31 protein-coding genes and 1 tRNA gene are annotated in these 25,822 nt (G+C 64.4%); 14 read left to right on the plus strand and 18 right to left on the minus strand.

All coding sequences use genetic code 11. The features are described 5' to 3' along the window. Positions 1–60: 60 nt before the first annotated feature. The gene (ychF, locus tag PVV74_RS09605; RefSeq protein ID WP_103763343.1) at positions 61–1,158 is read right to left on the minus strand and encodes a redox-regulated ATPase YchF; all 1,098 of its coding nucleotides are present in this window, start codon (positions 1,156–1,158) and stop codon (positions 61–63) included. 176 nt (positions 1,159–1,334) lie between these two features. Between ychF and trpA the strand changes: the two genes are divergently transcribed. The 4 genes from trpA to PVV74_RS09625 all read left to right on the plus strand — a co-directional run bounded on the left by trpA (position 1,335) and on the right by PVV74_RS09625 (position 4,897). Beyond that, entirely contained in the window at positions 1,335–2,126 is a 792-nt protein-coding gene (gene trpA / locus PVV74_RS09610; protein WP_274593017.1) for a tryptophan synthase subunit alpha, read from the plus strand. 223 nt (positions 2,127–2,349) lie between these two features. Further along, the gene (locus tag PVV74_RS09615; RefSeq protein WP_274593212.1) at positions 2,350–3,513 is read left to right on the plus strand and encodes an alpha-hydroxy acid oxidase; all 1,164 of its coding nucleotides are present in this window, start codon (positions 2,350–2,352) and stop codon (positions 3,511–3,513) included. Between the two features lie 59 nt (positions 3,514–3,572). After that, complete coding sequence (locus PVV74_RS09620; protein ID WP_274593018.1) at positions 3,573–4,085, plus strand: DUF421 domain-containing protein; 513 nt, start codon at positions 3,573–3,575, stop codon at positions 4,083–4,085. A 125-nt stretch (positions 4,086–4,210) separates the two neighbouring features. Beyond that, positions 4,211–4,897 carry a 50S ribosomal protein L25/general stress protein Ctc gene (locus PVV74_RS09625; RefSeq protein WP_103763340.1) on the plus strand — a complete coding sequence of 229 codons (687 nt, stop codon included), beginning with the start codon at positions 4,211–4,213 and terminating at the stop codon, positions 4,895–4,897. A gap of 55 nt (positions 4,898–4,952) precedes the next feature. Here PVV74_RS09625 and PVV74_RS09630 read toward each other — a convergent pair whose 3' ends face one another. Next, entirely contained in the window at positions 4,953–5,630 is a 678-nt protein-coding gene (locus tag PVV74_RS09630) for an FkbM family methyltransferase (RefSeq protein ID WP_274593019.1), read from the minus strand. 86 nt (positions 5,631–5,716) lie between these two features. On the opposite strand from PVV74_RS09630, the gene pth reads away from it, so the two are divergent. The 5 genes from pth (at position 5,717) to PVV74_RS09655 (ending at position 9,626) form a co-directional block, all read left to right on the plus strand. Next, the gene (gene pth / locus PVV74_RS09635; protein ID WP_274593020.1) at positions 5,717–6,415 is read left to right on the plus strand and encodes an aminoacyl-tRNA hydrolase; all 699 of its coding nucleotides are present in this window, start codon (positions 5,717–5,719) and stop codon (positions 6,413–6,415) included. A gap of 64 nt (positions 6,416–6,479) precedes the next feature. Next, complete coding sequence (locus PVV74_RS09640) at positions 6,480–7,643, plus strand: serine hydrolase domain-containing protein (protein ID WP_103763337.1); 1,164 nt, start codon at positions 6,480–6,482, stop codon at positions 7,641–7,643. 77 nt (positions 7,644–7,720) lie between these two features. Then, positions 7,721–8,107 (plus strand): DUF2237 family protein, encoded by a 387-nt coding sequence (locus tag PVV74_RS09645; RefSeq protein ID WP_103763457.1) that lies wholly within the window; start codon positions 7,721–7,723, stop codon positions 8,105–8,107. A 208-nt stretch (positions 8,108–8,315) separates the two neighbouring features. Then, positions 8,316–9,110 carry a hypothetical protein gene (locus tag PVV74_RS09650; RefSeq protein WP_274593021.1) on the plus strand — a complete coding sequence of 265 codons (795 nt, stop codon included), beginning with the start codon at positions 8,316–8,318 and terminating at the stop codon, positions 9,108–9,110. 249 nt (positions 9,111–9,359) lie between these two features. Continuing rightward, positions 9,360–9,626, plus strand: a complete 267-nt coding sequence (locus PVV74_RS09655) for a hypothetical protein (RefSeq protein ID WP_146050028.1) — start codon at positions 9,360–9,362, stop codon at positions 9,624–9,626. A gap of 33 nt (positions 9,627–9,659) precedes the next feature. On the opposite strand, the gene trpB is transcribed toward PVV74_RS09655, so the two are convergent. From trpB to cmk, 9 genes are all read right to left on the minus strand, one after another. Continuing rightward, positions 9,660–10,889 carry a tryptophan synthase subunit beta gene (gene trpB / locus PVV74_RS09660; RefSeq protein ID WP_274593022.1) on the minus strand — a complete coding sequence of 410 codons (1,230 nt, stop codon included), beginning with the start codon at positions 10,887–10,889 and terminating at the stop codon, positions 9,660–9,662. A gap of 112 nt (positions 10,890–11,001) precedes the next feature. Continuing rightward, a complete protein-coding gene (locus PVV74_RS09665; RefSeq protein WP_274593023.1) occupies positions 11,002–11,625 on the minus strand; it encodes a class I SAM-dependent DNA methyltransferase in 624 nt (207 codons plus the stop codon). A 43-nt stretch (positions 11,626–11,668) separates the two neighbouring features. Then, on the minus strand, positions 11,669–12,118 hold the full coding sequence (locus PVV74_RS09670) for a GNAT family N-acetyltransferase (protein ID WP_274593024.1): 450 nt from the start codon (positions 12,116–12,118) through the stop codon (positions 11,669–11,671). Next, on the minus strand, positions 12,115–12,759 hold the full coding sequence (locus tag PVV74_RS09675) for a phosphoribosylanthranilate isomerase (protein WP_274593025.1): 645 nt from the start codon (positions 12,757–12,759) through the stop codon (positions 12,115–12,117). Before PVV74_RS09675 ends, PVV74_RS09670 begins: the two co-directional genes overlap by 4 nt. Positions 12,760–12,770: 11 nt before the next feature. Next, positions 12,771–13,121 carry a lipopolysaccharide assembly protein LapA domain-containing protein gene (locus PVV74_RS09680; RefSeq protein WP_103763331.1) on the minus strand — a complete coding sequence of 117 codons (351 nt, stop codon included), beginning with the start codon at positions 13,119–13,121 and terminating at the stop codon, positions 12,771–12,773. After that, entirely contained in the window at positions 13,121–13,405 is a 285-nt protein-coding gene (ihfB, locus tag PVV74_RS09685) for an integration host factor subunit beta (protein WP_057792171.1), read from the minus strand. The genes PVV74_RS09680 and ihfB overlap by 1 nt, the downstream gene beginning before the upstream one ends. Positions 13,406–13,786: 381 nt before the next feature. Then, the gene (gene rpsA / locus PVV74_RS09690; RefSeq protein WP_103763455.1) at positions 13,787–15,472 is read right to left on the minus strand and encodes a 30S ribosomal protein S1; all 1,686 of its coding nucleotides are present in this window, start codon (positions 15,470–15,472) and stop codon (positions 13,787–13,789) included. A gap of 200 nt (positions 15,473–15,672) precedes the next feature. Next, positions 15,673–16,005: a hypothetical protein gene (locus PVV74_RS09695; RefSeq protein ID WP_274593026.1), complete on the minus strand. Its 333-nt coding sequence runs from the start codon at positions 16,003–16,005 to the stop codon at positions 15,673–15,675. Beyond that, positions 16,002–16,616, minus strand: coding sequence for a (d)CMP kinase (gene cmk, locus PVV74_RS09700; RefSeq protein WP_103763454.1), 615 nt, complete (start codon positions 16,614–16,616; stop codon positions 16,002–16,004). Before cmk ends, PVV74_RS09695 begins: the two co-directional genes overlap by 4 nt. Positions 16,617–16,798: 182 nt before the next feature. On the opposite strand from cmk, the gene PVV74_RS09705 reads away from it, so the two are divergent. Then, a complete protein-coding gene (locus PVV74_RS09705; protein WP_274593027.1) occupies positions 16,799–17,038 on the plus strand; it encodes a hypothetical protein in 240 nt (79 codons plus the stop codon). Between the two features lie 41 nt (positions 17,039–17,079). Here the strand turns inward: PVV74_RS09705 and PVV74_RS09710 are convergent. The 6 genes from PVV74_RS09710 to PVV74_RS09735 form a co-directional block, all read right to left on the minus strand. After that, positions 17,080–17,153, minus strand: a tRNA-Gly gene (locus tag PVV74_RS09710). Positions 17,154–17,217: 64 nt separating this feature from the next. After that, entirely contained in the window at positions 17,218–17,838 is a 621-nt protein-coding gene (locus PVV74_RS09715) for a hypothetical protein (RefSeq protein ID WP_103763329.1), read from the minus strand. 82 nt (positions 17,839–17,920) lie between these two features. After that, entirely contained in the window at positions 17,921–19,963 is a 2,043-nt protein-coding gene (locus tag PVV74_RS09720) for an ASKHA domain-containing protein (protein WP_274593028.1), read from the minus strand. 163 nt (positions 19,964–20,126) lie between these two features. After that, positions 20,127–21,473, minus strand: a complete 1,347-nt coding sequence (gene aroA / locus PVV74_RS09725; protein WP_274593029.1) for a 3-phosphoshikimate 1-carboxyvinyltransferase — start codon at positions 21,471–21,473, stop codon at positions 20,127–20,129. A 200-nt stretch (positions 21,474–21,673) separates the two neighbouring features. After that, the gene (locus tag PVV74_RS09730) at positions 21,674–22,039 is read right to left on the minus strand and encodes a RidA family protein (protein WP_274593030.1); all 366 of its coding nucleotides are present in this window, start codon (positions 22,037–22,039) and stop codon (positions 21,674–21,676) included. A gap of 207 nt (positions 22,040–22,246) precedes the next feature. Continuing rightward, positions 22,247–22,705 (minus strand): hypothetical protein, encoded by a 459-nt coding sequence (locus tag PVV74_RS09735; RefSeq protein WP_103763325.1) that lies wholly within the window; start codon positions 22,703–22,705, stop codon positions 22,247–22,249. A 135-nt stretch (positions 22,706–22,840) separates the two neighbouring features. On the opposite strand from PVV74_RS09735, the gene PVV74_RS09740 reads away from it, so the two are divergent. The 3 genes from PVV74_RS09740 to PVV74_RS09750 all read left to right on the plus strand — a co-directional run bounded on the left by PVV74_RS09740 (position 22,841) and on the right by PVV74_RS09750 (position 23,936). Beyond that, positions 22,841–23,446, plus strand: a complete 606-nt coding sequence (locus PVV74_RS09740) for a thymidine kinase (protein ID WP_103763324.1) — start codon at positions 22,841–22,843, stop codon at positions 23,444–23,446. Beyond that, complete coding sequence (locus tag PVV74_RS09745; protein WP_274593031.1) at positions 23,439–23,606, plus strand: hypothetical protein; 168 nt, start codon at positions 23,439–23,441, stop codon at positions 23,604–23,606. The genes PVV74_RS09740 and PVV74_RS09745 overlap by 8 nt, the downstream gene beginning before the upstream one ends. A 75-nt stretch (positions 23,607–23,681) precedes the next feature. Then, the gene (locus tag PVV74_RS09750) at positions 23,682–23,936 is read left to right on the plus strand and encodes a hypothetical protein (protein WP_103763323.1); all 255 of its coding nucleotides are present in this window, start codon (positions 23,682–23,684) and stop codon (positions 23,934–23,936) included. Here the strand turns inward: PVV74_RS09750 and PVV74_RS09755 are convergent. Further along, positions 23,933–25,054, minus strand: coding sequence for a beta-ketoacyl-ACP synthase III (locus PVV74_RS09755; RefSeq protein ID WP_274593032.1), 1,122 nt, complete (start codon positions 25,052–25,054; stop codon positions 23,933–23,935). The genes PVV74_RS09750 and PVV74_RS09755 overlap by 4 nt on opposite strands. Before the next feature lie 156 nt (positions 25,055–25,210). Between PVV74_RS09755 and PVV74_RS09760 the strand changes: the two genes are divergently transcribed. After that, positions 25,211–25,819, plus strand: coding sequence for an exopolysaccharide biosynthesis protein (locus PVV74_RS09760; protein ID WP_274593033.1), 609 nt, complete (start codon positions 25,211–25,213; stop codon positions 25,817–25,819). The last annotated feature ends 3 nt before the right edge of the window (positions 25,820–25,822 follow it).

Raw genomic sequence — 25,822 nt, forward strand, 5'->3', positions numbered from 1 at the left:
TGCGTGTAGCCGGGCAAGGTGCGCTGGAACGGCTGACAGCGCCCCGCCGCGTTCGGCGCCTCAGGTGTTGAACAGAAAGTGCAGCACGTCGCCATCCTTGACGACATAGCTCTTGCCCTCGGCCCGCATCTTGCCCGCTTCCTTCGCCGCCTGCTCGCCGCCCAGCCCGACGAAATCATCGTAGGCAATCGTCTCGGCCCGGATGAAACCCTTCTCGAAATCCCCGTGGATGACGCCCGCGGCCTGCGGTGCCGCCGTGCCGGTGCGGATCGTCCAGGCGCGCGCTTCCTTGGGGCCCACGGTGAAATAGGTCTCGAGGTGCAGAAGGTCATAGCCTGCCCGGATCAGCCGGTCCAACCCGGCCTCCTCCAGCCCCATCTCCTCGAGGAACATCTCGGCTTCCTCGGCATCCAGCTGGCTGATCTCCTCCTCGATCTGGGCCGAGATGATCACGTGCGCCGCCCCCTGCGCCTCGGCCATCTGCGCCACCGCCGCCGAATGATCGTTGCCATCCGCCGCGTTGGCCTCGTCGACGTTGCAGACATACAGGATCGGCTTCGAGGTCAGCAGCTGCAGGTTCTTCCAGGCCTTGGCGTCCTCGGCATCCACCTCGACCAGCCGCGCGGGCTTGCCCTCGTCCAGCATCGCCTGCGCCGCGGCCAGAAGACGGTCGGCCTGCACCGCCTCCTTGTCATTGCCCTTAAGCTTGCGCACCAGCCCCGCGCGGCGCTTCTCGATGCTTTCCAGGTCGGCCAGCATCAGCTCGGTCTCGATCACCTCGGCATCTTCCACCGGGTTCACGCGGCCCTCGACGTGGGTCACGTCTCCATCCTCGAAACAGCGCAGCACATGGGCGATCGCATCGACCTCACGGATATTGGCCAGGAACTGGTTGCCCAGCCCCTCGCCCTTGCTGGCGCCTTTCACGAGGCCCGCGATATCGACAAAGGTCATGCGCGTCGGGATGATGGATTTCGACTGCGCGATCGCCGCCAGCTTGTCCAGCCGCGCATCGGGCACCGCCACCTCGCCCACATTGGGTTCGATCGTGCAGAACGGAAAATTCGCCGCCTGCGCCGCCGCCGTCCGGGTCAGCGCGTTGAACAGCGTCGACTTGCCCACGTTGGGCAGCCCCACGATTCCCATCTTGAAGCCCATGATGCACCTCTTTGCTCTCGTTCCGGCGCCTTCTATGCCCAAGCCGCGCCCAGCGCAACGCCCCTGCTTTTTCTTGCTTCAAATACTCATTTCCGGCGTCTGCCGTATGCACATGCCATTGCATTTCCGCGCCGCATTCGCCAAACCATGCCGGAACATCACGACGGGAACGCGACATGACACGCATCGACGCCAAATTCGAAGAGCTTCGCAAGGCAGGCAAGAAGGCTTTCGTGGCCTACGTCATGGCCGGCGACCCCGATTTCGACACCTCGCTCGAGATGGTCAAGGGCCTGCCCGGCGCCGGTGTCGACATCATCGAACTGGGCCTGCCCTTCACCGATCCCATGGCCGATGGCCCGACGATCCAGCTCGCCGGCCAGCGCGCGCTCGAAGGCGGGATGACCCTGCAGCGCACGCTCGACATGGCCGCCGAGTTCCGCAAAGGCGACGACACCACGCCCATCGTGCTGATGGGCTACTACAACCCGATCTACAATCGCGGGGTCGAGACGTTTCTGAAGGACGCCAAAGAGGCCGGCATCGACGGTCTCATCGTGGTCGACCTGCCGCCCGAGGAAGATGAAGAGCTTTGCGTCCCCGCGCAGAAGGCCGGGCTGAACTTCATCCGCCTCGCCACCCCCACCACAGACGACAAGCGCCTGCCCAAGGTGCTGACCAACACCTCGGGCTTCGTCTACTATGTCTCGATCACCGGCATCACCGGGGCGGCGGCGGCCGAGGCGGCCGATGTCGGCCCCGAGGTGAAACGCATAAAGTCGCAGACCGACCTGCCCATCGTGGTCGGCTTCGGCATCCGCACCCCGGAAAGCAGCCGCGAGATCGCCTCGGTCGCCGATGGCTGCGTCGTGGGCTCGGCCATCGTGGGCAAGCTGGCCGACGGCGAAAGCCCGGCGCAGGTGCTCGACTTCGTCAAGGGCCTCGCCGACGGCGCGCATTCCGCCTGAGATCCACGCCGCCCGCGCGGCGCGTTAAGCCTTTCGCGCAACACGATTGCCGCGCCGCGGCGGTGCACGCCCGGTGCATGCGGGGTGCACGCATGTCACCCCCCGTCTGCCACCCTCCCTTGCGGCATTAACCCCTCCCCCGCAGGACTGTCCGCCGCATGGACAAGCGCACCCGATCCGGGCTAGTGGTCAGCAGACCTGACCAATGTCCGAGACGTCCGCCATGCCCGTCATCACCAATATCGACGACCTGAAAAAGATCTACCGCCGCCGCGTGCCCAAGATGTTCTACGACTACGCGGAATCGGGCAGCTGGACGGAACAGACCTTCCGCGAGAACACTAGCGATTTCAGTGACATCTACCTGCGCCAGCGCATCGCCGTGGACATGTCCAACCGCTCGACGGCGACCCAGATGATCGGCCAGGACGTCTCGATGCCCGTGGCGCTTGCCCCCGTGGGCCTGACGGGCATGCAGCACGCCGATGGCGAGATAAAAGCCGCCCGCGCCGCCGAGAAATTCGGCGTGCCCTACACGCTGTCCACCATGTCGATCTGCTCGATCGAGGACGTGGCGGCCCACACGGAAAAGCCTTTCTGGATGCAGGTTTACACCCTGAAAGACCATGATTTCATGCAACGGCTTTTCGACCGCGCCAAGGCCGCCAACTGCTCGGCGGCGGTCATCACCGTCGATCTGCAAGTGCTGGGCCAGCGCCACAAGGACCTCAAGAACGGCCTCAGCGCGCCGCCTAAACTAACTGTTAAGTCCATTGCCGACATGATGACCAAGGTGCAATGGGGCCTCGGTATGCTCGGCACCAAGCGGCGGTTTTTCGGCAATATCGTCGGGCACGCCAAGGGCGTGACCGATCCGTCCTCGCTCAGTTCCTGGACGGCCGAGGCGTTCGACGAGGCACTCAACTGGGACCGCATCCGCGAGTTCCGCAAGATGTGGGACGGCCCGCTGATCATCAAGGGCATCATCGACCCGCGTGATGCCAAGGAGGCGCTGAATGTCGGCGCCGATGCCATCGTCGTGTCCAATCACGGCGGCCGGCAACTGGACGGTGCGCTTTCCGCCATCCGCGCCCTGCCCCAGATCTTGGACGCCGTGGGCGACAAGATCGAAGTCCACCTCGACAGCGGCATCCGCTCGGGGCAGGACGTGCTCAAGGCGCTCGCCCTCGGGGCGAAAGGCACCTATATCGGCCGCGCCTATGTCTACGGCCTTGGCGCCATGGGGCAGGAAGGCGTCACCAAGGCGCTCCAGTGCATCCACAAGGAACTGGATGTCTCGATGGCCTTTTGTGGGCACACCGACATCAACCAGGTCGACCGTGATATCCTGATGGTGCCCCGGAACTTCTCGGGCGACTGGCAGTAACCCCGGAACATCGTCCCATCCCCTGCGTTCGCCTGTCATGCAAACGTAGGAGTCCGGACATGCCCGATACCGTCCTTCAGACCGTCGTGGCGGTCGCCGTCATCATCCTGCTGGCACGGGTCAATGGTCTGCGCTCCTTCTCCAAGATGTCCAGCTTCGACTTCGCCCTGACGCTCGCCAGCGGCTCGGTCGTCGCCACGCTGATGACCACATCCAACCGATTCCTGCCGGGCATCCTCGCGCTCGCCGCGCTCTTTGCCCTGCGCTTCGCCATCTCGGCCCTGCGCGTGCGGTTCCGCGCGGTTGAACATCTTGTGGACACCCGGCCCATCATCCTGATGCACGAGGGCCGCATACTCGACGAGAACCTCAGCCTTGCCCGCGTCACCCGTGCCGACATCCGCGCCAAGCTGCGCGAGGCCAACGCGCTTGAGCCCGATCAGGTTCGCGCCGTTGTGATGGAAGCCACCGGCGACGTCAGCGTCCTGCACGGCGACCGGCTCGACCCGTCCCTGCTCGAAGGCGTTTCCTGGGGCCGTGTGACGCCGCCCGCCCAGACCGTGCGCACCTGACCCGCTGAATCCCGCAAAACCTTGCATATTTGGGCTTTTCAAGCCGCCCTTATTCCTCTAAAGCGACGGCTTCACGCGGGGCTACAGCCTTGGAGGAGCCCCGCCTTTGCATATGGAGAACACACATGGCTGGAGAAATTCCTGATCTTCACGCCCAGGAACGCACGGGGACGGGCAAGGGCGCCGCTCGTGCTGCACGCCGCGACGGCATGGTTCCGGGGATCGTATTCGGGGGCGACGTCGATCCGCTGCCCGTCAACATTCCGTTCAACGTCCTGTTGAAACGGCTGAAACAGGGCCGGTTCAAGTCCACCCTCTTCAACCTCAAGGTTGACGGGCACGACGACGTCCGCGTGATCTGCCGCGACGTTCAGCGCGACGTGGTCAAGGATCTTCCGACCCACTTCGACCTGATGCGCCTGCGCCGCACCACCAAGATCAACCTCTTCATCCCCGTCGAGTTCATCAACGAGGAAGAGTGCGAGGCACTGAAAACCGGTGTTCTGACCGTGATCCGCAACGAGATCGAGCTTGTCGTCACCGCCGGCGACATCCCCGAAAGCATCACTGTCGACCTCAGCCTGATGGAAAACATCGGCGACACGATCACTATCAGCCAGGTCGAACTGCCCGAAGGCGCGAAACCCACCATCGACCGTGACTTCGTGATCTGCAACATCGCGGCTCCGTCGGCGCTGAAATCCGACAGCGATGAAGAGGAAGACGAAGACGTCGCAGCCGATGAGGTCCCGGCAACCGAGCAAGAGGCCGGCCCGGACAGCGTCGAAGAGGCGGAAGGCGGCGAAGACTAAGCTCTTCCCCCACTTACGAAAAAACCAGCGCGAGGGCTCCGGCCCTCGCGTTTTTTTATGCGTGCCGCAAGCGTCGGAAGCACAGGATCCGTCCCCGCGACGGCCCCGGATCGTAGGTCAGGTTCGAATCCGACATGCAATCCACGATCTGCTTGATCACCGCGTCAGGATACTGGTTGGGGTGCAACTCCATCATCACCGCCCGCACATGCGCGGGCCAGGGCGCACCGAACAGATGCCGCTCGGCGCCTTCCACGTCCATGATCACCAGATGCGGGCGATACTCCTTCAGCAACCCCGCCAACGGCAGCATCGGCACCGACACCAGCTTGTCGGGGTCGGTCTCCTCGTCGGCGATCCGCCCCGCCCAGAACACTTTCTTGGGATCGAACGCGATCTCGTCCGCATCGCCATCCCCGGTCACCGCCCCGTGGACAAGTCGCGTCGCCTGATGCCCGTTCCGATCAAGGTTGTCGCGGATCACCGGCAGCATTGCCGGGTTGGCCTCAACCGTGACCACGTTCGCAGCGCCGGCCACGCCCGCACAGATCGACGCGATGTACCCCACACCCGCGCCCAGCTCCAGCACGCGCATCCCCTCGCGCAGGCGCATCTGCGCCGCATGGGCCTCGTGCGCCTCGTAGGTGCCGCTTGCCAGCTTGCCCGCGACCCGCTCGTTCAGCATCTCGTCGGGCACCACCAGCGTGACACCGTTCACCGCGTATTCGCCCATGTCCCCTGCCCGTCCTTGCCGCTCTCGTGTTGATTCAACGCGCCCCGCCGCGTAGACCATCCTCACCAAAGAACGGGTGATCGGCAATGCTGCTTTTCGTGGGCCTGGGAAATCCGGGCGGCAAATATGAGAAGAACCGCCACAATATCGGCTTCATGGCGCTCGATCGCATCGCCTCCGATCACGGCTTCGCGCCCTGGCGGTCGAAATTTCAGGGCCAGCTGACCGAAGGCAAGCTCGGCTCTGAAAAAGTCCTGCTGCTAAAGCCCGAAACCTTCATGAACAAGTCCGGCCAGTCGGTCGGCGAGGCCATGCGTTTTTACAAGCTGGAGCCTTCGGACGTCATTGTCTTCCACGACGAGTTGGACCTTGCCCCCGGCAAATGCCGCGTCAAACAGGGCGGCGGCCACGCGGGCCACAACGGCCTGCGCTCGATCCACGCCCATATCGGCGAGGATTACGGCCGCGTCCGCCTCGGCATCGGCCACCCGGGCCGCAAGGATCTGGTGTCGCATTACGTGCTTCAGGATTTCGCCAAGGCCGATGCCGACTGGCTCGACGACCTTCTGCGCGGCCTCTCCGACGGCGCACCCGAACTGGCCGCAGGCCATAACGACAAGTTTCTCAACGCCGTTTCCCTGCGCACCGCGCCCGCCCGCTCCTCGAAATCCACGCCGAAAACACAAGCCGACGCAAAACCGGCTGCAAAGCCGGACGCGCCCCCCGATCCCTCCGACACCGAAGACCGCAGCCCGCTGCAAAAGCTGATGGACAAGTTCCGGTAACGCCGCGTTCTTCTTGCCGCCCGGCGCACCGGGTGCTTTCCTGCGCCAAAGGGAGGATTTCAACATGCGCGGCATCCTGAAATGGACGCTCCGGATAATCGGCGTCCTGGCGATCGTCGCCATCGGTATCGGCCTTTGGAAACGCGAGGAAATCGCGCGGCTCATGGCGGTCAACACGCTTTTCGAGTCCGAGCATATCGTCCAGAACTTCTCGAACATGGACAGCGCCTTCCTGCACACGCCCGTGCCGCGCGGCGACGCGCCTGTCATGCCCTTGCCCCCGGGGAATCCCATCACCCTGACCCAAGGCACACAGGATTGGATCGAAGATCGCGCCGTCACCTCGCTGCTGGTCCTGCACCAGGGCGAAGTCGTCCACGAAAGCTATCACCTCGGCACCGCACCGGATGATCGCCGCATAAGCTGGTCAGTGGCCAAGTCCTTCCTGTCCGCGCTGATGGGCGTCGTGGTGGACGAGGGCCAGATCGCCTCCCTCGAGGACCCGGTCACGCAATACGCGCCCGCGCTGAAAGACAGCGCCTATGACGGGGCCACGATCCGCAATGTCCTGCAAATGACCAGCGGCGTGCGCTTCGACGAGGATTACCTTGATTACGATTCCGACATAAACCGCATGGGCCGCGTGCTTGCTCTGGGCGGCACGATGGACGGTTTCGCCGCCGGGCTGGAGGCCCGCGACACGCCCCCGGGGCAGCGCTGGCAATACGTCTCCATCGACACGCATGTCCTTGGCATGATCATCCGCGGCGCCACGGGCCGCGACATCCCCTCGCTTCTGTCGGAAAAGATCATCGCGCCGCTCGGGCTCGAATCCGCGCCCTACTATATCACCGACGGCAAAGGCGTCGCCTTCGTGCTCGGCGGCCTCAACCTGACCACGCGCGACTATGCCCGCTTCGGCCTGATGATCGAACAGAACGGACAGTTGGGCGGCCAGCAGGTGGTGCCCGCCGACTGGATCGCCGCGTCCACGGAACCAAGCGCCCCGACCGAGCCGGGCCAGATCGGCTACGGCTACCAATGGTGGATCCCCGAAGGCTCGGAGCCGGGCCAGTTCATGGCGCGCGGCATCTACGGGCAGTATATCTATATCGACCAGGCGCGCGACGTGGTCATCGTCACCACCGCCGCCGACCGCGCCTTTCGCGAGCCGGGCGTGAACGATGCCAACATCGACATGTTCCGCCGCATCGCGGGCGCGCTCTGACGCCGCGACACACCGCCTCCCTTGCCCCGCTTCCGCCGGGCGTGCAGGATGTGGCCAACCGGATCAGGGAGCATCGCATGGCAATCGAAATGGACACCTCCGTCAACGTGCTGGGCGGCAAGCTCGAAAGCTGCTCCACCGCGCCGATGACCGGCTTTTTCCGCGACGGGCATTGCAACACATGTTCCGAAGATCAGGGCAGCCACACGGTCTGCGCCCTGATGACCGCCGAGTTCCTCGCCTATTCGAAATACGTCGGCAACGATCTCTCCACGCCGCGCCCCGAATTCGGCTTTGACGGTCTCAAGCCCGGCGACCACTGGTGCCTCTGCGCCGGCCGCTTCCTGCAAGCCCATGACGAAGGCTGCGCGCCCAAGGTGCGGCTCGAGGCGACCCACGCCCGCGCGCTCGACATCGTGCCCATCGACGTGCTGAAACAGCACGCCTCCGGCGAGACTTCGTAAGGCCCTCTCGCGCCACTTCAGATGCGCTTTCAGGTGTCCGCCTGCGATCCACACGGTGATCGAATGCTGCGAAAGCCTGCACGGCATTCGGCAGAAATTCAGGAACTCGCATCGCAACGACACGTTCTTTCTCCGGGACGTCAATACCGGAGGAGTGACGCCACACCCGTCCTCCCGACCGTTTGAAAAAACGAAAGGAGACATGACGATGAAAACCCTGACAACAACGATCCTGACTTCCGCCGCGCTGGCCACAGCCGCCCCCGCGCTGGCGCGACAGAGCGACGGCGAGACCGACATGTCCGCCTTCTGCGAAACCGCCTTCATGCCGGCCGACCAGAACAAGGACGGCTTCATGAGCGAACAGGAAATCAAGGACGCGCGCGACGCCGAATTCGCTGCGCTCGATCTCAACAAGGATGGGTCGGTCGACCGCGAGGAAATGGTCAACTGCATCGGCAAGGCCGAGCAGAACAACCGCGAAGCCATGACGCAGGCGGGCAACGACAAACCCGACTGGGCTGATCTCGACGCCGGCGACAAGACCGAACTCAGCGTCGAGGAATACCAGGACCTGACCAACAAGGCTTGGCGCACCGATGACAGCGACATGAAATCGGCCGTGTCCACCGACACCGACAATGCCGAGGAATTCGCAAAAACCGCCGTCGACCGCTTCAAGATGTATGACAGCGACGGCGACGGCATCATCACGCAGGCTGAATATGAAGGCGAAATCGACAAGGACTGGAGCGAGAAGGCCCTGCAAAAGCGCTTTGACGCGATGGATGCCGACGGCTCCGACTCGCTGTCGCCACAGGAATACCGCGGTGCCGGGACCAAGGCGCTCGACATGACCGCAGGCACGTCCGAAAGCAAAAACATGGACAGCGGCGACAGCGCCGATGCCTCGGACAGCAGTAACACCAGCGCGAGTGAAACGCGAAACGCCAGCGACGAAACCACCGTTCCGGTCGTGATCTACTACTACTCGCTCGTTTAGGCTGACGAAGATCTGCGATCCGAATGACGATGGAACGGCGCGCCGGACCTCACCGTCCGGCGCGTTTTCTATCTCGCGGCGCCAAGCGTCGTCGAGAGGACCTGTGTGATGTGGTTTCGCCCATGGCAACCTATCGCCAGAATCGCGTGCCCCGTTGGTGCTGACTTGCTCTGCATCCTCACGGCGCTACCTCTACCGCATGTACTGCGCCAGTCGGCGCGTTCGTACCAGTAAGCGAAGGAATCCCGCATGCAACGCATTATTGCTTTCTCCGCTACCGCTATCCTGCTTTCCAGTGCGGCCATGGCCGACGACACTGTCGCTGACTCCAGTTCCGGGACCACGCCGGAACAGCTGGAACTCAACGCGGCTGGTTTTCTTTTCGACGACTCGATTCGCGAAGACGGCGAGGCCGATCCAGACGGCGACGAAGCCGCAGACGGCGATCGCGGCAACGATGAAGACAGCTCGGACGACAAAGACCAGGAAACCGAGGATGAAAAAGACGACGACTGACCGTCCTCACGCCTTGCCCGGGGGTGTGGCGCCCTAGTCGCCTTCACCCATCTCGAAGCCCAGGTGCCGCGCGACGGTAAAGATGTCCTTGTCGCCCCGTCCGCACATGTTCATGCACAGGATGTGATCCTTCGGCAGGTCAGGCGCGATCTTCATCACGTGGGCCAGCGCGTGGCACGGCTCCAGCGCCGGGATGATCCCTTCGGCCTCGCAGCACAGCTTGAACGCCTCCAGCGCTTCCTTGTCGGTGATCGACACGTATTTTGCGCGCCCGATCTCGTGCAGCCACGAATGCTCTGGCCCGATCCCCGGGTAATCGAGGCCCGCCGAAATCGAGTATCCCTCCAGGATCTGCCCGTCATCGTCCTGCAGCAGGTAGGTCCGGTTGCCATGCAGCACCCCGGGACGCCCGCCGGTCAGTGACGCGCAGTGTTCCATCTTCTCGTTCACGCCCTTGCCGCCGGCCTCGACGCCGATGATGTTGACCTCTTTGTCGTCAAGGAACGGGTAAAACAGCCCCATCGCGTTCGACCCGCCGCCGATGGCCGCGATGATCGTGTTGGGCAGACGGCCCTCGGCCTCCTGCAATTGTTCCTTGGCTTCCTTGCCGATGATCGACTGGAAGTCGCGCACCATCGCCGGATAGGGATGCGGCCCCGCCACCGTGCCGATGCAATAGAACGTGTCGCGCACGTTGGTCACCCAGTCGCGCAGCGCGTCGTTCATCGCGTCCTTCAGCGTGCCGCGACCGCTGGTCACCGGGATCACCTCTGCACCAAGCAGCTTCATGCGGAACACGTTGGGTCGCTGGCGTTCCACGTCATGCGCGCCCATGTAGACAACGCATTTCAGCCCGAACTTGGCACAGACCGTGGCGGTGGCGACCCCATGCTGGCCCGCGCCCGTCTCTGCGATGATCCGGGTCTTGCCCATGCGCCGCGCCAGCAGGATCTGCCCCAGCACGTTGTTGATCTTGTGTGCGCCGGTGTGGTTCAACTCGTCGCGCTTCATGTAGATCTTTGCGCCGCCCAGCCGCTCGGTCAGACCTTCGGCATGGTACATCGGGCTCGGCCGGCCGACGTAATGCTTCCACAGGAAATCCATCTCGTCCCAGAAGCTCTGGTCGGTCTTGGCGTTCTCGTACTGCTCTTCCAGTTCCAGGATCAGCGGCATCAGCGTCTCGGACACGAAGCGCCCGCCGAAATCTCCGAAACGGCCCTTCTCGTCCGGGCCGGTCATGAAGGAGTTGAAGAGATCGTTCATGGTCATCATCCCTGTTTGCTTGCGCCTCAATATGGCACGGGCCCACCGTTTTCCAGCGCATTCCTGTGCGACACGCGGCCCCGAGAATATTCGTACGAATATTCTCGAGCGTTCACCTCACCCGCACGACATAACCAGTGCTCAGCAATTCCGGCTCGGCCAGCAGGAAGGGCCGGAACGACGGCGTGGTGTAAATCACGTCCCACGCGCCCGAGGCCGCAAGCTTGTCCAGAACCGGCGGAAAGCCCTGCTCCTCGTACGTCGCATCCAGCAGGTTGAACACGCCAATGCCCCCGGGCCGCGTCACCCGCGCCAGATGTTCCAGCGTCACCGGCGGCGCATGGCCCGGCCCGAACGCCCCGACGCAGACGAACCCTGCAAAGGCATCATCGTCAAAGGGCAACCCGACGCCGGTATCGGCCACCTCCAGTTGCTCGTAGGCGCCGGTCCTGTCGGCAAACGTCAGCATATCCGGAGACAGGTCGCAGCCGACGACCCGGCCATATCCCATCAGCCGCAGCGTCTCGCCCACCAGCCCGGTGCCACAACACGCGTCCAGCACCGGCGCGTCCGTCTCGCCCAGATACCGGCCCAACAGCGCCGCGCCCAACCCGGGCAGGCGGAAGCCCTGGCTCAGGCAATCGGCATCATAGCCGGTCGACCAATTGTCATAAATCGCCCGCGATTCCTCGGGCGTCTTGGCTCCGTAAACATCGTCCAGATCCTGCTTGTCCATGCGTCTCTCCTTTGCTTCAACTTGGGCAAAGCGAACCGAAGCGTCAATCCAGTGCCAGCTTGAACCCGGTATGCGACGCCACGAAGCCAATGCGCTCGTAAAATCGGTTGGCATCGTTCCGGGTGGCGTTCATCGTCAGCTGCACCAACGTGCAGCCCGCGGCCCTCGCCCGCGCCTTGACGTCCTCGAACATCGCCTCGCCCACGCCCTGCCCACGCTTATCGCCCGCCACGCGCACGCTTTCCACCTGCGCCCGCCGCGCGGCGCGCAGCGACAGCCCGCTGATAAAGGTGATCTGGTAGGTGGCGACGATCCGGCCCGCTTCGTCCTCGCCCACGATCAGATGGTTGTTGCCCTCGTTTCGCATCCGCGCAAAGGCGGCCTCGTAAAGCGCGGGCTCGGCACCCTCGCGCCCCTGCCCCAGCATGTCATCGGTCAAAAGCGCCACCACGGCAGCGACATCCGCCTGTCCCGCCTCACGGAACCGGATCATGCCCGCGCCGCGTCGGCGAAGGCGCGCATCTTGCCGTGGTCCTTGACCCCCGGCCCGCTTTCCAGCGCCGACGAAAGATCAAGCTGCCGCGCCCCCGTCACCCGAATCGCCTCGGCCACGTTGTCCACGGTCAGCCCCCCGGCCAGCATCCACGGCACGGACCACTCCCGCCCCGCGATCAGGCTCCAGTCAAAGCTCTCGGCATTGCCGCCCGGGCGGGTGGCGTCCTTCGGCGGCTTGGCATCCAGCAGGATCTGGTCCGCCACCGCCGCGTACCGGTCGATCGCCTCCAGATCCCCCGCCTCGCGCACGCCCACGGCTTTCATCACCGGCAGGCCATAGCGGGCCTTGATCTCGGCCACGCGTTCGGGGCTCTCCTGCCCATGCAATTGCAACATGTCCAGCGGTACGACGTCCGTCAGCTCGTCCAGCAACGTGTCGTCCGCATCCACCACCAGCGCCACCTTGGCCACGCCGGGCGGCACCGCCAGCGCCATCTCGCGCGCGAGCTGGGGCGTCACGTATCGCGGCGATTTCGGGAAAAACACGAACCCTACATAGGCTGCCCCCGCCGCCACCGCGGCAGGGATATCCTCGGGCCGGGTCAGCCCGCACATCTTGATCCGAATGTCCTCCGCCATGACGCAGCGGGTTAGCTGGCCTCGTCCAGAAGCGCAAGCACCTCGTCCTGGTCCTTGTGCTTCTCGCCTTTCAGCCGCCGCACCTCGGCCCGCAGACGCGCCATCTCCCGCGCCTGCCGCGCGGCTGCCGCGCGCTCCTTGGCCTCGCGGATCCATTCCCAGATGAACCCGATTACCAGACCCGCAAGAATGCCGCCGAACATCACGATGAACAGCGGAAGCTCGTAGGACGGGTTCAGCGCCGCCATGCCGCCCAGTTCCTCGGGCAGGATCTGCACCTCGACAAACTGCCGGTTGGCCAGCGCGATCAGGATAAGCGCCAGTCCGAAGATGGCGATCGAAAGGTAACGGATATAACGCATCAGGATTTTCCGTTCAGCCGTTCACGCAACAGCTTGCCGGCCTTGAAGAACGGCACATGTTTTTCCTCGACCTGCACCGACTCGCCGGTGCGCGGGTTGCGCCCGGTCCGGGCATCGCGCTTCTTGACCGAGAACGCACCGAAGCCGCGCAGTTCGACACGGTTGCCTTCGGCCATGGCATTGGTGATTTCATTGAAAATCGTGTTCACGATGCGCTCGACGTCACGCTGATACAAATGTGGATTCTCGTCGGCGATCTTCTGGATTAATTCCGACCTTATCATCGGTTCCCCCCGGGCGTTGTTCTTGGTTCGCGCAGCGTATCGACTTTAACGACTATAGATAGAAAAAGCGCAATTAGGAACTGCAACCTACCGGATAAACTCGGAAATTCGCCGGGAAAAAGCGCGCGACGCTGCCGCGTGCAGTTCTTTGCCTACCCGAAAGACCGGCATCGTGGCCCCCTGGCGGCAGGGTCCGGCGCATATGGCCATGATTCGGGCGCGCCCGGAGGCCTCTTGTCGCTCGGGCGTGCCATCGGCTCGAATACGGTGCGCGGTGCGCGAAAACCGCCTCGGATCAAGGACCCGCCGGCAGACCGGAACAAGACGAAAAAAGGCCCCGCGCATTTGCGGGGCCCTTCCAATTTCCAATCCGTAGCCGGCTTACTTGTCGTCGTCGCCTTTCAGCGCGGCGCCAAGGATGTCGCCCAGCGAGGCGCCCGAATCCGAGCTGCCATACTGTTGCACGGCTTCTTTCTCTTCGGCGATCTCGCGTGCCTTGATCGACAGGCCCAGACGGCGGGTCTTGCTGTCGACGTTGGTCACGCGCACGTCGACCTTGTCACCGACCGAGAAACGCTCGGGGCGCTGTTCGGAACGGTCACGCGACAGGTCGGAGCGGCGGATGAAGGATTTCATGCCTTCGTATTCCACCTCGATGCCGCCATCCTCGATCGAGGTGACCTCGACGGTGATGATCGAGCCGCGCTTCACGCCGCCCACGGCCTCGGCGAACTTGTCGCCGCCCAGGTTCTTGATCGACAGCGAGATACGCTCTTTCTCCACGTCCACTTCGGAAACGACCGCCTGCACGACGTCGCCCTTCTTGTAGCTCTGGATCGCGTCTTCGCCGCGTTCGTCCCAGCTGAGGTCGCTGAGGTGGACCATGCCGTCGATGTCGCCTTCCAGCCCGATGAACAGGCCGAACTCGGTGATGTTCTTGACCTCGCCCTCGACCTCGGTGCCCTCGGGATGGGTTTCCGCGAACACTTCCCACGGGTTGCGCATGGTCTGCTTGAGGCCCAGCGACACGCGGCGCTTGGCCTGGTCGATCTCCAGCACCATGACCTCGACCTCCTGGGAGGTGGACACGATCTTGCCGGGATGCACGTTCTTTTTGGTCCAGGACATTTCCGAGACGTGCACCAGGCCTTCGACACCGGGTTCCAGCTCAACAAACGCACCGTAGTCGGTGATGTTCGTGACACGGCCGGTATGCACCGATTCCAGCGGGTACTTGGCAGCCACCAGATCCCACGGATCGTCCTGCAGCTGTTTCATGCCCAGGCTGATGCGGTGGGTTTCCTTGTTGATCTTGATCACCTGGACCTTGACGGTCTCGCCGATGTTCAGGATCTCGGAGGGGTGGTTCACACGGCGCCATGCCATGTCGGTCACGTGCAGCAGGCCGTCGACACCGCCCAGGTCCACGAAGGCCCCGTATTCGGTGATGTTCTTGACCACGCCGTCCACGGCCTGGCCTTCGGTCAGGTTGCCGATGACTTCCGCACGCTGCTCGGCGCGGCTCTCTTCCAGGATGGCACGGCGCGACACAACGATGTTGCCGCGGCGGCGGTCCATTTTCAGGATCTGGAAGGGCTGCTTGAGACCCATCAGCGGGCCGGCATCGCGCACGGGGCGCACATCGACCTGAGAACCGGGCAGGAACGCCACGGCGCCGCCCAGATCGACGGTGAAACCGCCCTTGACCCGGCCAAAGATCGCGCCTTCGACGCGCGCGTCGTCTGCGTATGCTTTTTCCAGGCGGTCCCAGGCTTCCTCGCGGCGGGCCATTTCACGGGAAATGACGGCTTCGCCACGGGCGTTCTCTGCCGAGCGCAGGAACACTTCGACCTCGTCGCCCACTTCGATTTCGGGCGCTTCACCGGGATTTGCGAATTCCTTGAGTTCGACGCGGCCTTCCATCTTGTAGCCGACGTCGATGATGGCTTGTCCCGCTTCAACCGCGATGACCTTGCCTTTGACAACCGATCCCTCTTGGGGCGTGTCCATTTCGAGGCTTTCATTAAGGAGGGCCTCGAATTCCTCCATCGATGCGTTTTGAGCCATGTGGCGTTTCAATCCTAACGTTTCGTTGTGTCCGGCCGCGCGGTTGTCTCCGCCGGTCTTCAGGGTTTCGTTGGTCAGACGGGCCGCCTCATATACGCAAAACAAAGAGGGCCGGTATTCCCGACCCTGCTCGCTCTCAATGCTCTGCGGCGGTTCCGCCTTGTCGACGAGGGGCGCTATAGCCCGCTCGGCCATGACAATCAAGTGGTTTCGTGCCCTTCGGCCTTCTCCAGCAGCCGCAGCTGCAGGTACGCGCCCGGCGTCCGGCGCATCACGCTTTGGCCTTTGAACGGCCCGTTGGGGTTAGACACCTCCACATGCACCTCGCCGCCCGCCGACAGGTCGACGTAAAGGATGTTGCTGGCACACCAGTCAATCGTGGCTCTCAGCGTATGCTGGGTCGCCGCCACCTCGACACTCAACTGGCTGTTGCCCTTGATGTGCCCGATCTCCTCGCCGGTCACGATCAGCCGGTAGGCCCGGAACCTGTCCATCCATCCGCCACCGCGGTGAAAGGTGATGGTCGCCGTCACAGCACCGCACGCACCCGCGCGACCTCGGCACAGGCCGCTTCGACCGCGCCTTCGATCGACAATGCCGTCGTGTCCAGCAATATCGCGTCAGATGCGGGCTTCAGCGGCGCCGTGGCCCGCGCCGAGTCGCGTTCGTCGCGCTGGCGCAGGTCGGCCAGAACCTCGTCATAGGTCGTCTCGGCCCCCTTGCTCACCAGTTCTTCCAGCCGCCGTTGTGCGCGCACGTCGTCGCTTGCCGTCACGAACAGCTTCACGTTGGCGTCGGGGCAGATCACCGTCCCGATATCGCGCCCGTCCAAGACCGCGCCGCCCGCCCGGGCCGCGAAGGCGCGCTGAAACTCCACCAGCGCGGCGCGCACTTCGGGCACCGCGGCCACCCGGCTGGCGGCCTGTCCCACCTCGGCAGAGCGCAGGTCGTCCGCTTCAAGGTCCTCGGCCGTCAACGCGCGCGCGGCATCCACCGGCTCGGTCCCGTCCAGCGTCCGCCGTCCCGTCGCGCGGTACAGCAGCCCTGTGTCCAGGTGCGCGAACCCGAACCGCTTGGCCACCGCACGCGCGACCGTGCCCTTGCCCGCCGCCGCCGGCCCGTCGATCGCAACCGTGAAACCCATCTTCTGCCCTGCCTTGTTCAGCCCGCCGCGCGCACGATACGCCCGCGAACACTCTGTTTCCGTATTCCGCCCGGCTTTATGGGTCAAAACACCCCAGTACGGCAAGAAAAAGGCAAATCCTCCCTATTCCTGGCGTCTTTCAAGCCCACATCGAGCCTATGAAAAGTGATGCTGCCAAAACCATGAGTAACGATCAATCAACGGATACACCCGCAATCCAGCTTGGACCTCCCGCACCGAGGCGACGCTCGCGCCCGTTCGTGCGCCGCGCCTGGGGCCAGGGGCTCTTGTCCGGCCTGCCCTTCGCCGAGGTGGTCCTGCTGGCGGGGTTCCTGATGTCCGCGGGCATGTTCCTGACCATCGACCACGAACCTGCCACCACTGAAGCCGGTGATGCCCGGCCGGACGCCCATACGCGCTAATCCGCGCGCCGGTCATTCGCTGATCGTGTGGTGATGAGGCTTGGAGCGGGTAGCGGGAATCGAACCCGCGCGTTCAGCTTGGGAAGCTGACAGGCTACCATTACATCATACCCGCCTGCGCGACCGCTAGGTATGACGCCGGTTGTCCCCGGTCAAGACGGATTCGGCGCAGCACCGCCTCATTCGGCCGCCCGCACCCCTGTGTAGGTATAGGTTTCCACGTCCCCGTCCAACGTGCTGGCCACCAACAGGCCGACCCCCATTTCCGGCAGGTAATGATAGCGCTCGGTATAGGTCGGGTCGTCGTTGAAGGTCAGGTCGATCTCGAAGGCCGGATAGGCGCAAGCTCCCAGCTCGATCGTCGTCATCGGCCCCGATGTCGCTGTTCCCCCGCCGCTGCTGTCGTTGCGCCATTCCGCGTCGGGACGGGGTTCGTCCCACTCCTCCAGATCGGCGTAACTGGCGAAGACATCCTTCTGTCCGACCCTCACGACCCCGTCCTCGATCGGTGTCGAACTGGCCAGGTAAAGCCCGTGCCGCGTCTCCAGGACCGACCCCGAGCCGTCGGGAAACTCGGTCTGGATCAGGATTTGTTCCGGGGCAAAGCGCCGGTGCGTCTCGGTCATCCCGTCGCGGGTCTCGAACACCACGCCGGTTTCTAGCGCCTCGGCGCCCGGGCATGCCATCGCGGGCAGGGCCGTCGCTGCGGTTGCAAGGAAAAGGGGCAGCAAAAGGGATTTCGGTGTCATATCGGCCAGATCAATCAGTTGCGCCACGTCGGGCAGGAAAATGAGAAACACGCCGCCGCAGCGGACGCGCGGGGGCCATGGCCCTACTCTGCGCAATCACCCGCCGCCGCGCAATCCCTTGTCTGCCGTCGGCTCAGCCGCGCCGCCGCCGGCGCCGTCCGCCCTCTTCCCCGCCGCCGGTATTGAACGACGGGTTCGGCAAAGGCGCGACCTTGGCCAGTTCCGGGAACGGGTCGGTCTTGTGCGGAATGGCGTTCGCGGCCACGAAATGCTCCTGGAACTTGGGTTCGATGGCGGTCTCGACCTTGGTGATCTCGCGCACGACCCGCTCGATCTCGCGCCGCGCGCCCACGTTGCACAGCGCGATCCGTGCGCCCGTGCCTGCCGCGTTGCCCGCACTGGTCACCTTGTCCAGCGGCACATCGGGGATCATCCCCAGCACCATCGCGTGCTTGGCGCTGATATGCGCACCAAAGGCCCCGGCCAGCACCACGCGGTCCACCTTGTCCACGCCACGCTCGTCCATAAGCAACCGCGCCCCGGCATAGAGCGCCGATTTGGCCAGCTGGATCGCCCTTATGTCACCCTGCGTCACGGTGATGCGCGGGCCACCCTCGGCCGTGGCGTCATGGATGAGATACGAATGCGTCCGCCCCTCGGCCACCATCCGCGCGGTTCCGGTCGCCTCGGCGGATCCGATCAGCCCGCTTTCATCCATCAGCCCCGCCATGCGCAGCTCGGCCACTGCCTCGATGATGCCCGACCCACAGATGCCGGTGATCCCGCCAGCGCCCACTTCCTCGGCAAAGCCGTCTTCGTCCGACCATATCTCCGAGCCGATCACGCGGAACCGCGGCTCTTTTGTCTCCGGGTCGATCCGGATCGCCTCGATCGCGCCGGGCGCCGCCCGCTGCCCGCTGGAAATCTGCGCCCCTTCAAAGGCCGGGCCGGTGGGCGAGGAACAGGCCAGAACCCGGCTCTTGTCGCCCAAAAGGATCTCGGCATTGGTGCCCACATCCACGATCAGCGCCAGATCCTCGGATTTCCCCGGCTCCTCGCTCAGCGCCACGGCGGCACAATCCGCGCCCACGTGCCCCGCAATGCAGGGCAGTACGTAGACCCGCGCCCGCGTATTGATCGCGCTCAACTCCAGTTCCCGTGCCTCCAGCGCCATGCTGTCCGACGTGGCCAGCGCAAACGGTGCCTGCCCCAACTCCACCGGGTCGATCCCCAGCAGAAGGTGATGCATCACCGGGTTGCAGACAAACACCGTCTCCACGATCAGGCTCGGATCGATCTCGGCTTCCTTGGCGATTTCCTCGGCCAGCGTGTTGATCGCCTCACGCACCGCGCGGGTCATCTCCTGGTCGCCGCCGGGGTTCATCATCGCATAGCTCACCCGGCTCATCAGGTCCTCGCCGAACCGGATCTGCGGGTTCATGATGCCGGAACTGGCCTTCACCTCGCCGCTTTCCAGATCGGTCAGATGCGCCGCCACCGTGGTCGATCCAAGGTCGATCGCCAGCCCGTAGAGCCCGCTTTCGTGCAGGCCCGGCCAGATCTCGATCACCCGCGGCACGCTGTCCAGATGCGACTGGTGCAGCGCCACGGTCACCTGGAACTTGCCCTTGCGCAGCACCGGCTGCAACTTCGACAGCAGAGTCAGGTCGGCGGTGATCTCGGGGATCTCCCACTGTTCGCGCAGCGCCCGTTCCAGCCGCTCCAGGTCGCCCGTGGGCTCGTGCATGTCCGGCTCATCCACCTCGACGAAATACAGCCGCGTCGCCGGGTCCATCTGGATCACGCGGGCCGAGGCCGCCTTGCGCACCACCTGCTTGTGCACCTGGCTTTCCGGCGGCACGTCGATCACGATGTCGCCCATCACCTGCGCCTGGCAGCCCAGCCGCCGCCCCGCCTTCAGCCCGCGCTTCTGATCATAGCGCTCCTCGACCGCGTTCCACTCCGACAGCGCGCCCTGATGCACGGTCACGCCATGCTTGGAAAACTCGCCATAGCCGGGCGTGATCTGGCACTTGGAGCATATCCCCCGCCCGCCACAGACCGAGTCGAGGTCGACACCCAATTGCCGCGCCGCGGTCAGCACCGGCGTGCCTTTCGGGAACCGCCCGCGCTTGCCCGAGGGCGTGAATACCACCAGTGGATCGGTTTCGTTCATCTTGCATCGCCTTTGGCCAAAGCACGTCCCAGCGGCACCATACCGCTTTCCCGCGCCGCCGAAAGCCTGCGACCGGCAGAATCTGGCACGCCCGCGACCCCGAAAATTCATACGAATTTTCGCCGCCAAAGATTATTCGTACGAATAATCTCCGGCTTCTGGCTCAGACGCGCCTGATCTTTGCCCCCAGCGCGGTCATCAGCGTCTCGAATACCGGAAAGGACGTGGCGATCGGCCCGCCATCATCAACGCTTACGGGCGCTTTGGACGCCAGCCCCAATACCAGGAAAGACATGGCGATCCGGTGATCCAGGTGGCTGGCACAGGTCGCACCGCCCGGCACGCCACCCGCGCCCATGCCTTCGACGATCCACCAGTCCTCGCCCTCCTCGACCGTCACGCCACAGGCGCGCAGCCCCGCGGCCATCGCGTCGATCCGGTCGCTTTCCTTGACGCGCAGTTCCTTGACCCCGCGCATCACCGTCCGCCCCGTCGCGCAGGCCGCAACGACCGACAACACCGGGTATTCGTCGATCATGCTCGCCGCGCGCTCGGGCGGCACCTCGATGCCCTGCATGCCAGGCGAAAAGCGCGCCCGCAGGTCCGCCACCGGCTCGCCGCCTTCCTCGCGCTCATTCTCATAGGTCAGGTCCGCGCCCATCTCGCGCAGCGTGGTGAACAGGCCGGCGCGCGTCGGGTTCAGCCCGATATTGGGCACCAGCACGTCCGACCCTTCGGTGATCAACGCCGCACAGACCGGGAAAGCCGCGCTCGACGGGTCGCGCGGCACGACAATGGTCTGAGGCGTCAACTCGGGCTGCCCGGTCAGTGTGATGACGCGGCCCTCCTCGGTGACCTCGGTCGAGATCTCGGCCCCGAACCCGGCCAGCATCCGCTCGGTATGATCGCGCGTCGCCTCCGCCTCGATCACCACGGTCTGCCCCGGCGCGTTCAACCCCGCCAGCAGCACGGCCGATTTCACCTGCGCCGACGGCACCGGCACCGCGTAGCGCACCGGCACCGGCTCCCGCGCGCCCACAATCGTCATCGGCAGCCGCCCGCCCTCGCGTCCGACGGCGCGCGCACCGAACAGCGCCAGCGGGTCGGTCACCCGTGCCATGGGCCGGCCGTTCAGACTGGCATCCCCGGTGAACGTCGCGGTGATGGGCGAGGTCGCCATCGCCCCCATGATCAGCCGCACGCCGGTCCCCGAATTGCCACAGTCGATCACGTGGCCCGGTTCGGCAAAGCCGCCGACCCCCACCCCGTGCACGTGCCAGACGCCGTCCGCGTCTCGCTCCACATCCGCGCCCATCGCCCGCATGGCCTTGGCCGTGTCCAGCACGTCCTCACCCTCCAGCAGGCCGGTCACCACGGTCTCGCCCACGCTGAGCGCCCCAAGGATCAGGCTGCGATGCGAGATCGACTTGTCGCCGGGCACATGCGCCTCGCCTTTCAAGCCAGAGGACAGGCTGGATTGCATCGGAACGGGCGCGCCATGACCAGACATCGGACATCCTTCTTTCAACACTTGTCCCGCTGATAGCGCAGCCCCCGGTCAGCGTCCATCACGCCTTTCCTCTGGCCATGAATATCCGGGGGGGGGCTGGCCCCCAATTAAACCTGTGTTGGGGCTGGCCCTCAATTTGGAAGCGCGTTTCGAAACTGCGCCAATCAATCAAACCTGCGTGGCGTAGCCACTCCGTCAGGTCACTTGCCGTCGCGCTTGCGGACCGCCGCCGTCACCAGCAGTTCCACCTTCAACTCAGGATGCGCAAGCTTCGCCTCGCCACAGGCCCGGGCGGGGGCGTGGCCTTCCGGAACCCAGCTGTCCCACACGTCGTTCATCTCGGCGAAATCGGCCATGTCGGCCAGCCAGATCGTGCATTGCAACATGCGCGTCGCATCCGACCCGGCCTCGCCCAGAAGCGCCTCGACCTTTTCAAGGCAGGTGCGGGTCTGGTCGGCCACGCTGTCGCCGCGGTTGCCCACCTGCCCGGCCAGATAGATCGTGTCGCCGTGGATCACGATCTGGCTCATGCGGGCGGCGGTGTGATGGCGGGTGATATCGGTCATGACGGGGCTCCCTTCCGACGTGTTTACCCTGTCATAACGCGGCCCGCCCTACAGCACCAGATACGCGATGTGCTTCGACATCCACACCGGTTCGCTGCGCGGGGCGGCCGTTGGTTTCGGTTTCGACTTGACGAGGGTCCAAAGCGCGTCACCGCCGCCGAAACCTTCCGTGGTCACGCCGCCGCCCGCGCCGGTTGACAGACCGGCTCAGATATTACCGTCTTCCAGATGCAGCTTCATATCGATCAGAACCTGCTGCAACGCTGTGGTTTCCTTCAGCAGGCGCTTGGCCTCGTTCACCGTGATCACCCCGTCCTGGATCGACTGGTGATACTCTGTCATCAGCATGGCGAACCGTTGCGACAAAGCGATCACGTCCGAGTTCACCCCGCCCGATCCGCCGTCATTCTGTCGCCGGTCGTCGAAATTCAACTGCGTGCCGTTCAGCTCCGCCAGCGCGGCCGTCACGTGCGGATAGGACGCCGCCGCCTCCAGAGCCGCCACCGCGTCGACCGGCATGAACCGGTCGGCATGTTCTTCGTGGTCCGAATAATACCGCCCCAGCGTCGCCTTGGACTTGCCGGTCAGCTCGCACGCAGGCTCAACGCCCACATCCTTGACCAGCGCCTCGGTGTGTTTCTTGAGGTATGATCCAGCTTTCGACATCGCACGCATTTCCTTGGTCGCACCGTCATCCGGGTTGCCCCCCGGTGCCGCAATAGTGGAAAACCTTACGACTCCGGGCGTCGCTTGCCCGGCGGCAGGCTTGATCCCACGCCTGTCATGCGGATAACTCCGCCCATGGCCAAGCTCTACTTCCACTACTCCACGATGAACGCCGGCAAGTCGACCCTGCTGTTGCAGGCCAGCCACAACTACCGCGAACGTGGCATGAACACCCACCTGCTGACCGCCGCACTCGATGATCGCGCCGGACCCGCGCGCATCGGCTCGCGTATCGGCATCGGGGCCGAAGCGGACACCTTCACCGCCGACGATGATCTGTTTGCCCGCCTCGAAGCGGTTCTGGCCACAGGTCCGCTGGCCTGCATCTTCGTCGACGAGGCGCAGTTCCTGACCGAGGCGCAGGTCTGGCAACTGGCCCGTGTGGTCGACGACCTGGGCGTGCCGGTCATGTGCTACGGACTGCGCGTCGATTTCCAGGGCCACCTCTTCCCAGGTTCCGCCACCCTTCTGGCGCTGGCCGACGAGATGCGCGAGGTCCGCACCATCTGCCATTGCGGCAAGAAGGCCACCATGGTCATCCGCCGCGACGCGCAGGGAAACGTGGTGACCGACGGCGCCCAGATCCAGGTCGGCGGGAACGAGACCTACGAAAGCCTCTGCCGCCGCCACTGGCGAGAGGTCACGGGCGATGCCGTGCCCACGGAAAGCCCCTTTGCCTAAGGCGCTGAAATACACCGTTCTCGGCCTCTTTCTGTGCGTGGCCGCGATTGTCGCGGTCTCCCTCTACGCCATCAACACCGTCGACTTTTCCGTCGACATGGCCAGCTGCGCCGTCGACTGGTCCTACGCCTCCGGCCCCGGCTCCACCTGCGCCGAGTGACGCGCACAGCGGTTCGCTCAAGGAACCCGGCCCTCCGCTCCTGCGTTTCCCTTGCGTAATTGAAAGGAGACCGACATGGACCGCCTATCTCTCTACCTCACGCTTCTCAGCGGCAGCTTCATCACCGGCGCCATCGTGATCGCCGGGTTTTCTCTGGGCTATTATACCGTTTGGACCATCGTGACCGGCGCCGTCGCAGGCTTCCTGCTGGCCTGGCCCACCAGCTACATGATCTCGCAGCGGATCAAGCGGCAGGATCCCGAGTGGACGCCCGAGGCCGATCCCGACGAGCAGCCCGCGATCCCGCGGCCTAACGCGCCCGAAGTCTAGGCGCGCTCCATCAGTACCGAGCCGACGGAGTAGCCTGCCCCGAACGAACAGATCAGCCCGGTATCGCCCGGCTGCAAGTCGTCGGAATATTTCGAGAAGGCAATGATCGACCCTGCCGACGACGTGTTGGCATAATCCTGCAGGATATTCGGCTGCTCGGCCGCCTCGGGCACCCGCCCCATCACCTTGCGCCCGATGAAATCATTCATCGTCTTGTTGGCCTGATGCAGCCACAAACGCTTTAGCTGATCCGCGTTTACACCCTCATCCGCCATGTGCTGCGCGATATGCGAACTGACCAGCGGCAGCACTTCCTTGAACACTTTCCGGCCCTCCTGCACGAACTGCATGTCGCGCCGGTCTTGCAGTTCCGGGTCCCGCGTGCGCCGCAGAAAGCCGTTGTTGTTGCGAATGTTGTTGGAAAACTGCGTGGCACAGCGCGTCGAATGCACCAGGAAATGCGCACCCTTGGCATCCTCCGCCCGCTCGATCACCAGCGCCGTGCACACGTCCCCGAAAATGAAATGACAATCCCGGTCGCGCCACTCCAGGTGGCCTGAACAGATCTCGGGGCTCACCACCATCGCACAGCGCACGCTGCCCGCACGCACCATGTCGGCCGCCGCCTGAATGCCGAACGTGGCCGAGGAGCACGCCACGTTCATGTCAAAGGCGAACCCGTTCGCGCCCAGCAACTGCTGGATTTCGATCGCCACCGCCGGATAGGGCCGCTCATGGTTGCTGGCCGCACAGATGATCAGGTCAACCTCACCCGCGTCCCGCCCCGCCTGCGCCAGCGCCTTGCCGCAGGCATCCAGCGCCATCTCCGCCATGACCCCCGGCTCGTCATTGGACCGTGCCCGCAGCCTTGGATGCATGATCTCGGGGTCCAGAACGCCTGACTTGTCCATGACGTAGCGCTGCTCGATCCCCGAGGCATTGACGATGAACTCGGTCGAAGACGGTTCTTTCGCCGCCACCTCTCCCGCCGCGATGGCGTCCGCGTTCTCCTTGTTGAACCGCTCGGCATAGGCGTTGAAGGCCACGACCAGCTCGTCGTTGGTGATGGTCTCTCGCGGGGTGAAAACACCCGTGCCGGTGATCGCAGGCTTGAACATGTCTCTCTCCCTCGACGTGGCGGCCACCACGCCAGAACCCTGCCCCGAGGTCAAGTGAAACGAGGCTGCAAACCCTGCGTCGCGGGGAACCGCTCTCAACGTGGCGGCGTTCTATAACCTGACGCGCGGCGCGTCATCAAGGCCCAAGATCAATCCGTGAAAGACGACATGGCGCACCCCGAGACTTCATCAAAACCCATCACCGCCATTATCGATCGGCTGGAGGACACCACCGACAGGGATCAGGTGACGCTGCGCTGCATGATCGAGGCATTCGGCAAGAGCTCTTTCACCACCGCGATGTGCGTACCCGCCCTGCTGGTGGCCTCGCCGCTCAGCGGAATTCCCCTGTTCTCCAGCGCCTGCGGCCTCCTCATCGCTTCCATCGCCGCACAGATGCTGGTGGGCCGCAATCACCTCTGGCTGCCCGCCTTCGTGATGAACCGAAGCATTGGCAACGACAAGATGCTGGCCGCGCTCCGGCGCCTGCACCGGATAGGCGAAAGGATCGACGCGATCACCCGCCCGCGCCTCAGGGCCCTGATGACCGGGCCCTTCCGCAAGCTCTACCAGGCGCTCTGCGTGCTCTGTGGCGTTCTGATGGTCTTCCTCGAGATCGTACCGTTCTCGTCCTCGGTCCTCGGCATGGCAACGATCTTCTTTGCCACGGCGATCATCGTGCGCGACGGGGTGCTGGCCTGCCTCGGGGTCGCCATCATGTGCCTCGGCGCCAGCCTGCCGATCTTCGCGCTTCAGGCCATGTAGGGT

The organism is Roseovarius sp. SK2 (assembly GCF_028807495.1).
Classification (GTDB): domain Bacteria; phylum Pseudomonadota; class Alphaproteobacteria; order Rhodobacterales; family Rhodobacteraceae; genus Roseovarius; species Roseovarius confluentis.

Excerpts from the sequence above, each read along its gene's own strand:
- rpsA (WP_103763455.1), bottom strand. The coding sequence starts at position 15,472 with ATGGCTCAAAACGCATCGATGGAGGAATTCGAGGCCCTCCTTAATGAA.
- PVV74_RS09650 (WP_274593021.1), top strand. The coding sequence starts at position 8,316 with ATGAAAACCCTGACAACAACGATCCTGACTTCCGCCGCGCTGGCCACA.
- PVV74_RS09730 (WP_274593030.1), bottom strand. The coding sequence starts at position 22,039 with ATGACCGATATCACCCGCCATCACACCGCCGCCCGCATGAGCCAGATC.
- PVV74_RS09735 (WP_103763325.1), bottom strand. The coding sequence starts at position 22,705 with ATGTCGAAAGCTGGATCATACCTCAAGAAACACACCGAGGCGCTGGTC.
- PVV74_RS09640 (WP_103763337.1), top strand. The coding sequence starts at position 6,480 with ATGCGCGGCATCCTGAAATGGACGCTCCGGATAATCGGCGTCCTGGCG.
- cmk (WP_103763454.1), bottom strand. The coding sequence starts at position 16,616 with ATGGGTTTCACGGTTGCGATCGACGGGCCGGCGGCGGCGGGCAAGGGC.
- aroA (WP_274593029.1), bottom strand. The coding sequence starts at position 21,473 with ATGTCTGGTCATGGCGCGCCCGTTCCGATGCAATCCAGCCTGTCCTCT.
- ihfB (WP_057792171.1), bottom strand. The coding sequence starts at position 13,405 with ATGATAAGGTCGGAATTAATCCAGAAGATCGCCGACGAGAATCCACAT.
- pth (WP_274593020.1), top strand. The coding sequence starts at position 5,717 with ATGCTGCTTTTCGTGGGCCTGGGAAATCCGGGCGGCAAATATGAGAAG.
- PVV74_RS09720 (WP_274593028.1), bottom strand. The coding sequence starts at position 19,963 with ATGAACGAAACCGATCCACTGGTGGTATTCACGCCCTCGGGCAAGCGC.
- PVV74_RS09680 (WP_103763331.1), bottom strand. The coding sequence starts at position 13,121 with ATGCGTTATATCCGTTACCTTTCGATCGCCATCTTCGGACTGGCGCTT.
- PVV74_RS09670 (WP_274593024.1), bottom strand. The coding sequence starts at position 12,118 with ATGATCCGGTTCCGTGAGGCGGGACAGGCGGATGTCGCTGCCGTGGTG.
- PVV74_RS09675 (WP_274593025.1), bottom strand. The coding sequence starts at position 12,759 with ATGGCGGAGGACATTCGGATCAAGATGTGCGGGCTGACCCGGCCCGAG.
- PVV74_RS09645 (WP_103763457.1), top strand. The coding sequence starts at position 7,721 with ATGGCAATCGAAATGGACACCTCCGTCAACGTGCTGGGCGGCAAGCTC.
- PVV74_RS09655 (WP_146050028.1), top strand. The coding sequence starts at position 9,360 with ATGCAACGCATTATTGCTTTCTCCGCTACCGCTATCCTGCTTTCCAGT.
- PVV74_RS09750 (WP_103763323.1), top strand. The coding sequence starts at position 23,682 with ATGGACCGCCTATCTCTCTACCTCACGCTTCTCAGCGGCAGCTTCATC.
- PVV74_RS09705 (WP_274593027.1), top strand. The coding sequence starts at position 16,799 with ATGAGTAACGATCAATCAACGGATACACCCGCAATCCAGCTTGGACCT.
- trpA (WP_274593017.1), top strand. The coding sequence starts at position 1,335 with ATGACACGCATCGACGCCAAATTCGAAGAGCTTCGCAAGGCAGGCAAG.
- PVV74_RS09740 (WP_103763324.1), top strand. The coding sequence starts at position 22,841 with ATGGCCAAGCTCTACTTCCACTACTCCACGATGAACGCCGGCAAGTCG.
- PVV74_RS09625 (WP_103763340.1), top strand. The coding sequence starts at position 4,211 with ATGGCTGGAGAAATTCCTGATCTTCACGCCCAGGAACGCACGGGGACG.
- PVV74_RS09620 (WP_274593018.1), top strand. The coding sequence starts at position 3,573 with ATGCCCGATACCGTCCTTCAGACCGTCGTGGCGGTCGCCGTCATCATC.
- PVV74_RS09615 (WP_274593212.1), top strand. The coding sequence starts at position 2,350 with ATGCCCGTCATCACCAATATCGACGACCTGAAAAAGATCTACCGCCGC.
- ychF (WP_103763343.1), bottom strand. The coding sequence starts at position 1,158 with ATGGGCTTCAAGATGGGAATCGTGGGGCTGCCCAACGTGGGCAAGTCG.
- PVV74_RS09665 (WP_274593023.1), bottom strand. The coding sequence starts at position 11,625 with ATGGACAAGCAGGATCTGGACGATGTTTACGGAGCCAAGACGCCCGAG.
- PVV74_RS09630 (WP_274593019.1), bottom strand. The coding sequence starts at position 5,630 with ATGGGCGAATACGCGGTGAACGGTGTCACGCTGGTGGTGCCCGACGAG.
- PVV74_RS09755 (WP_274593032.1), bottom strand. The coding sequence starts at position 25,054 with ATGTTCAAGCCTGCGATCACCGGCACGGGTGTTTTCACCCCGCGAGAG.
- trpB (WP_274593022.1), bottom strand. The coding sequence starts at position 10,889 with ATGAACGATCTCTTCAACTCCTTCATGACCGGCCCGGACGAGAAGGGC.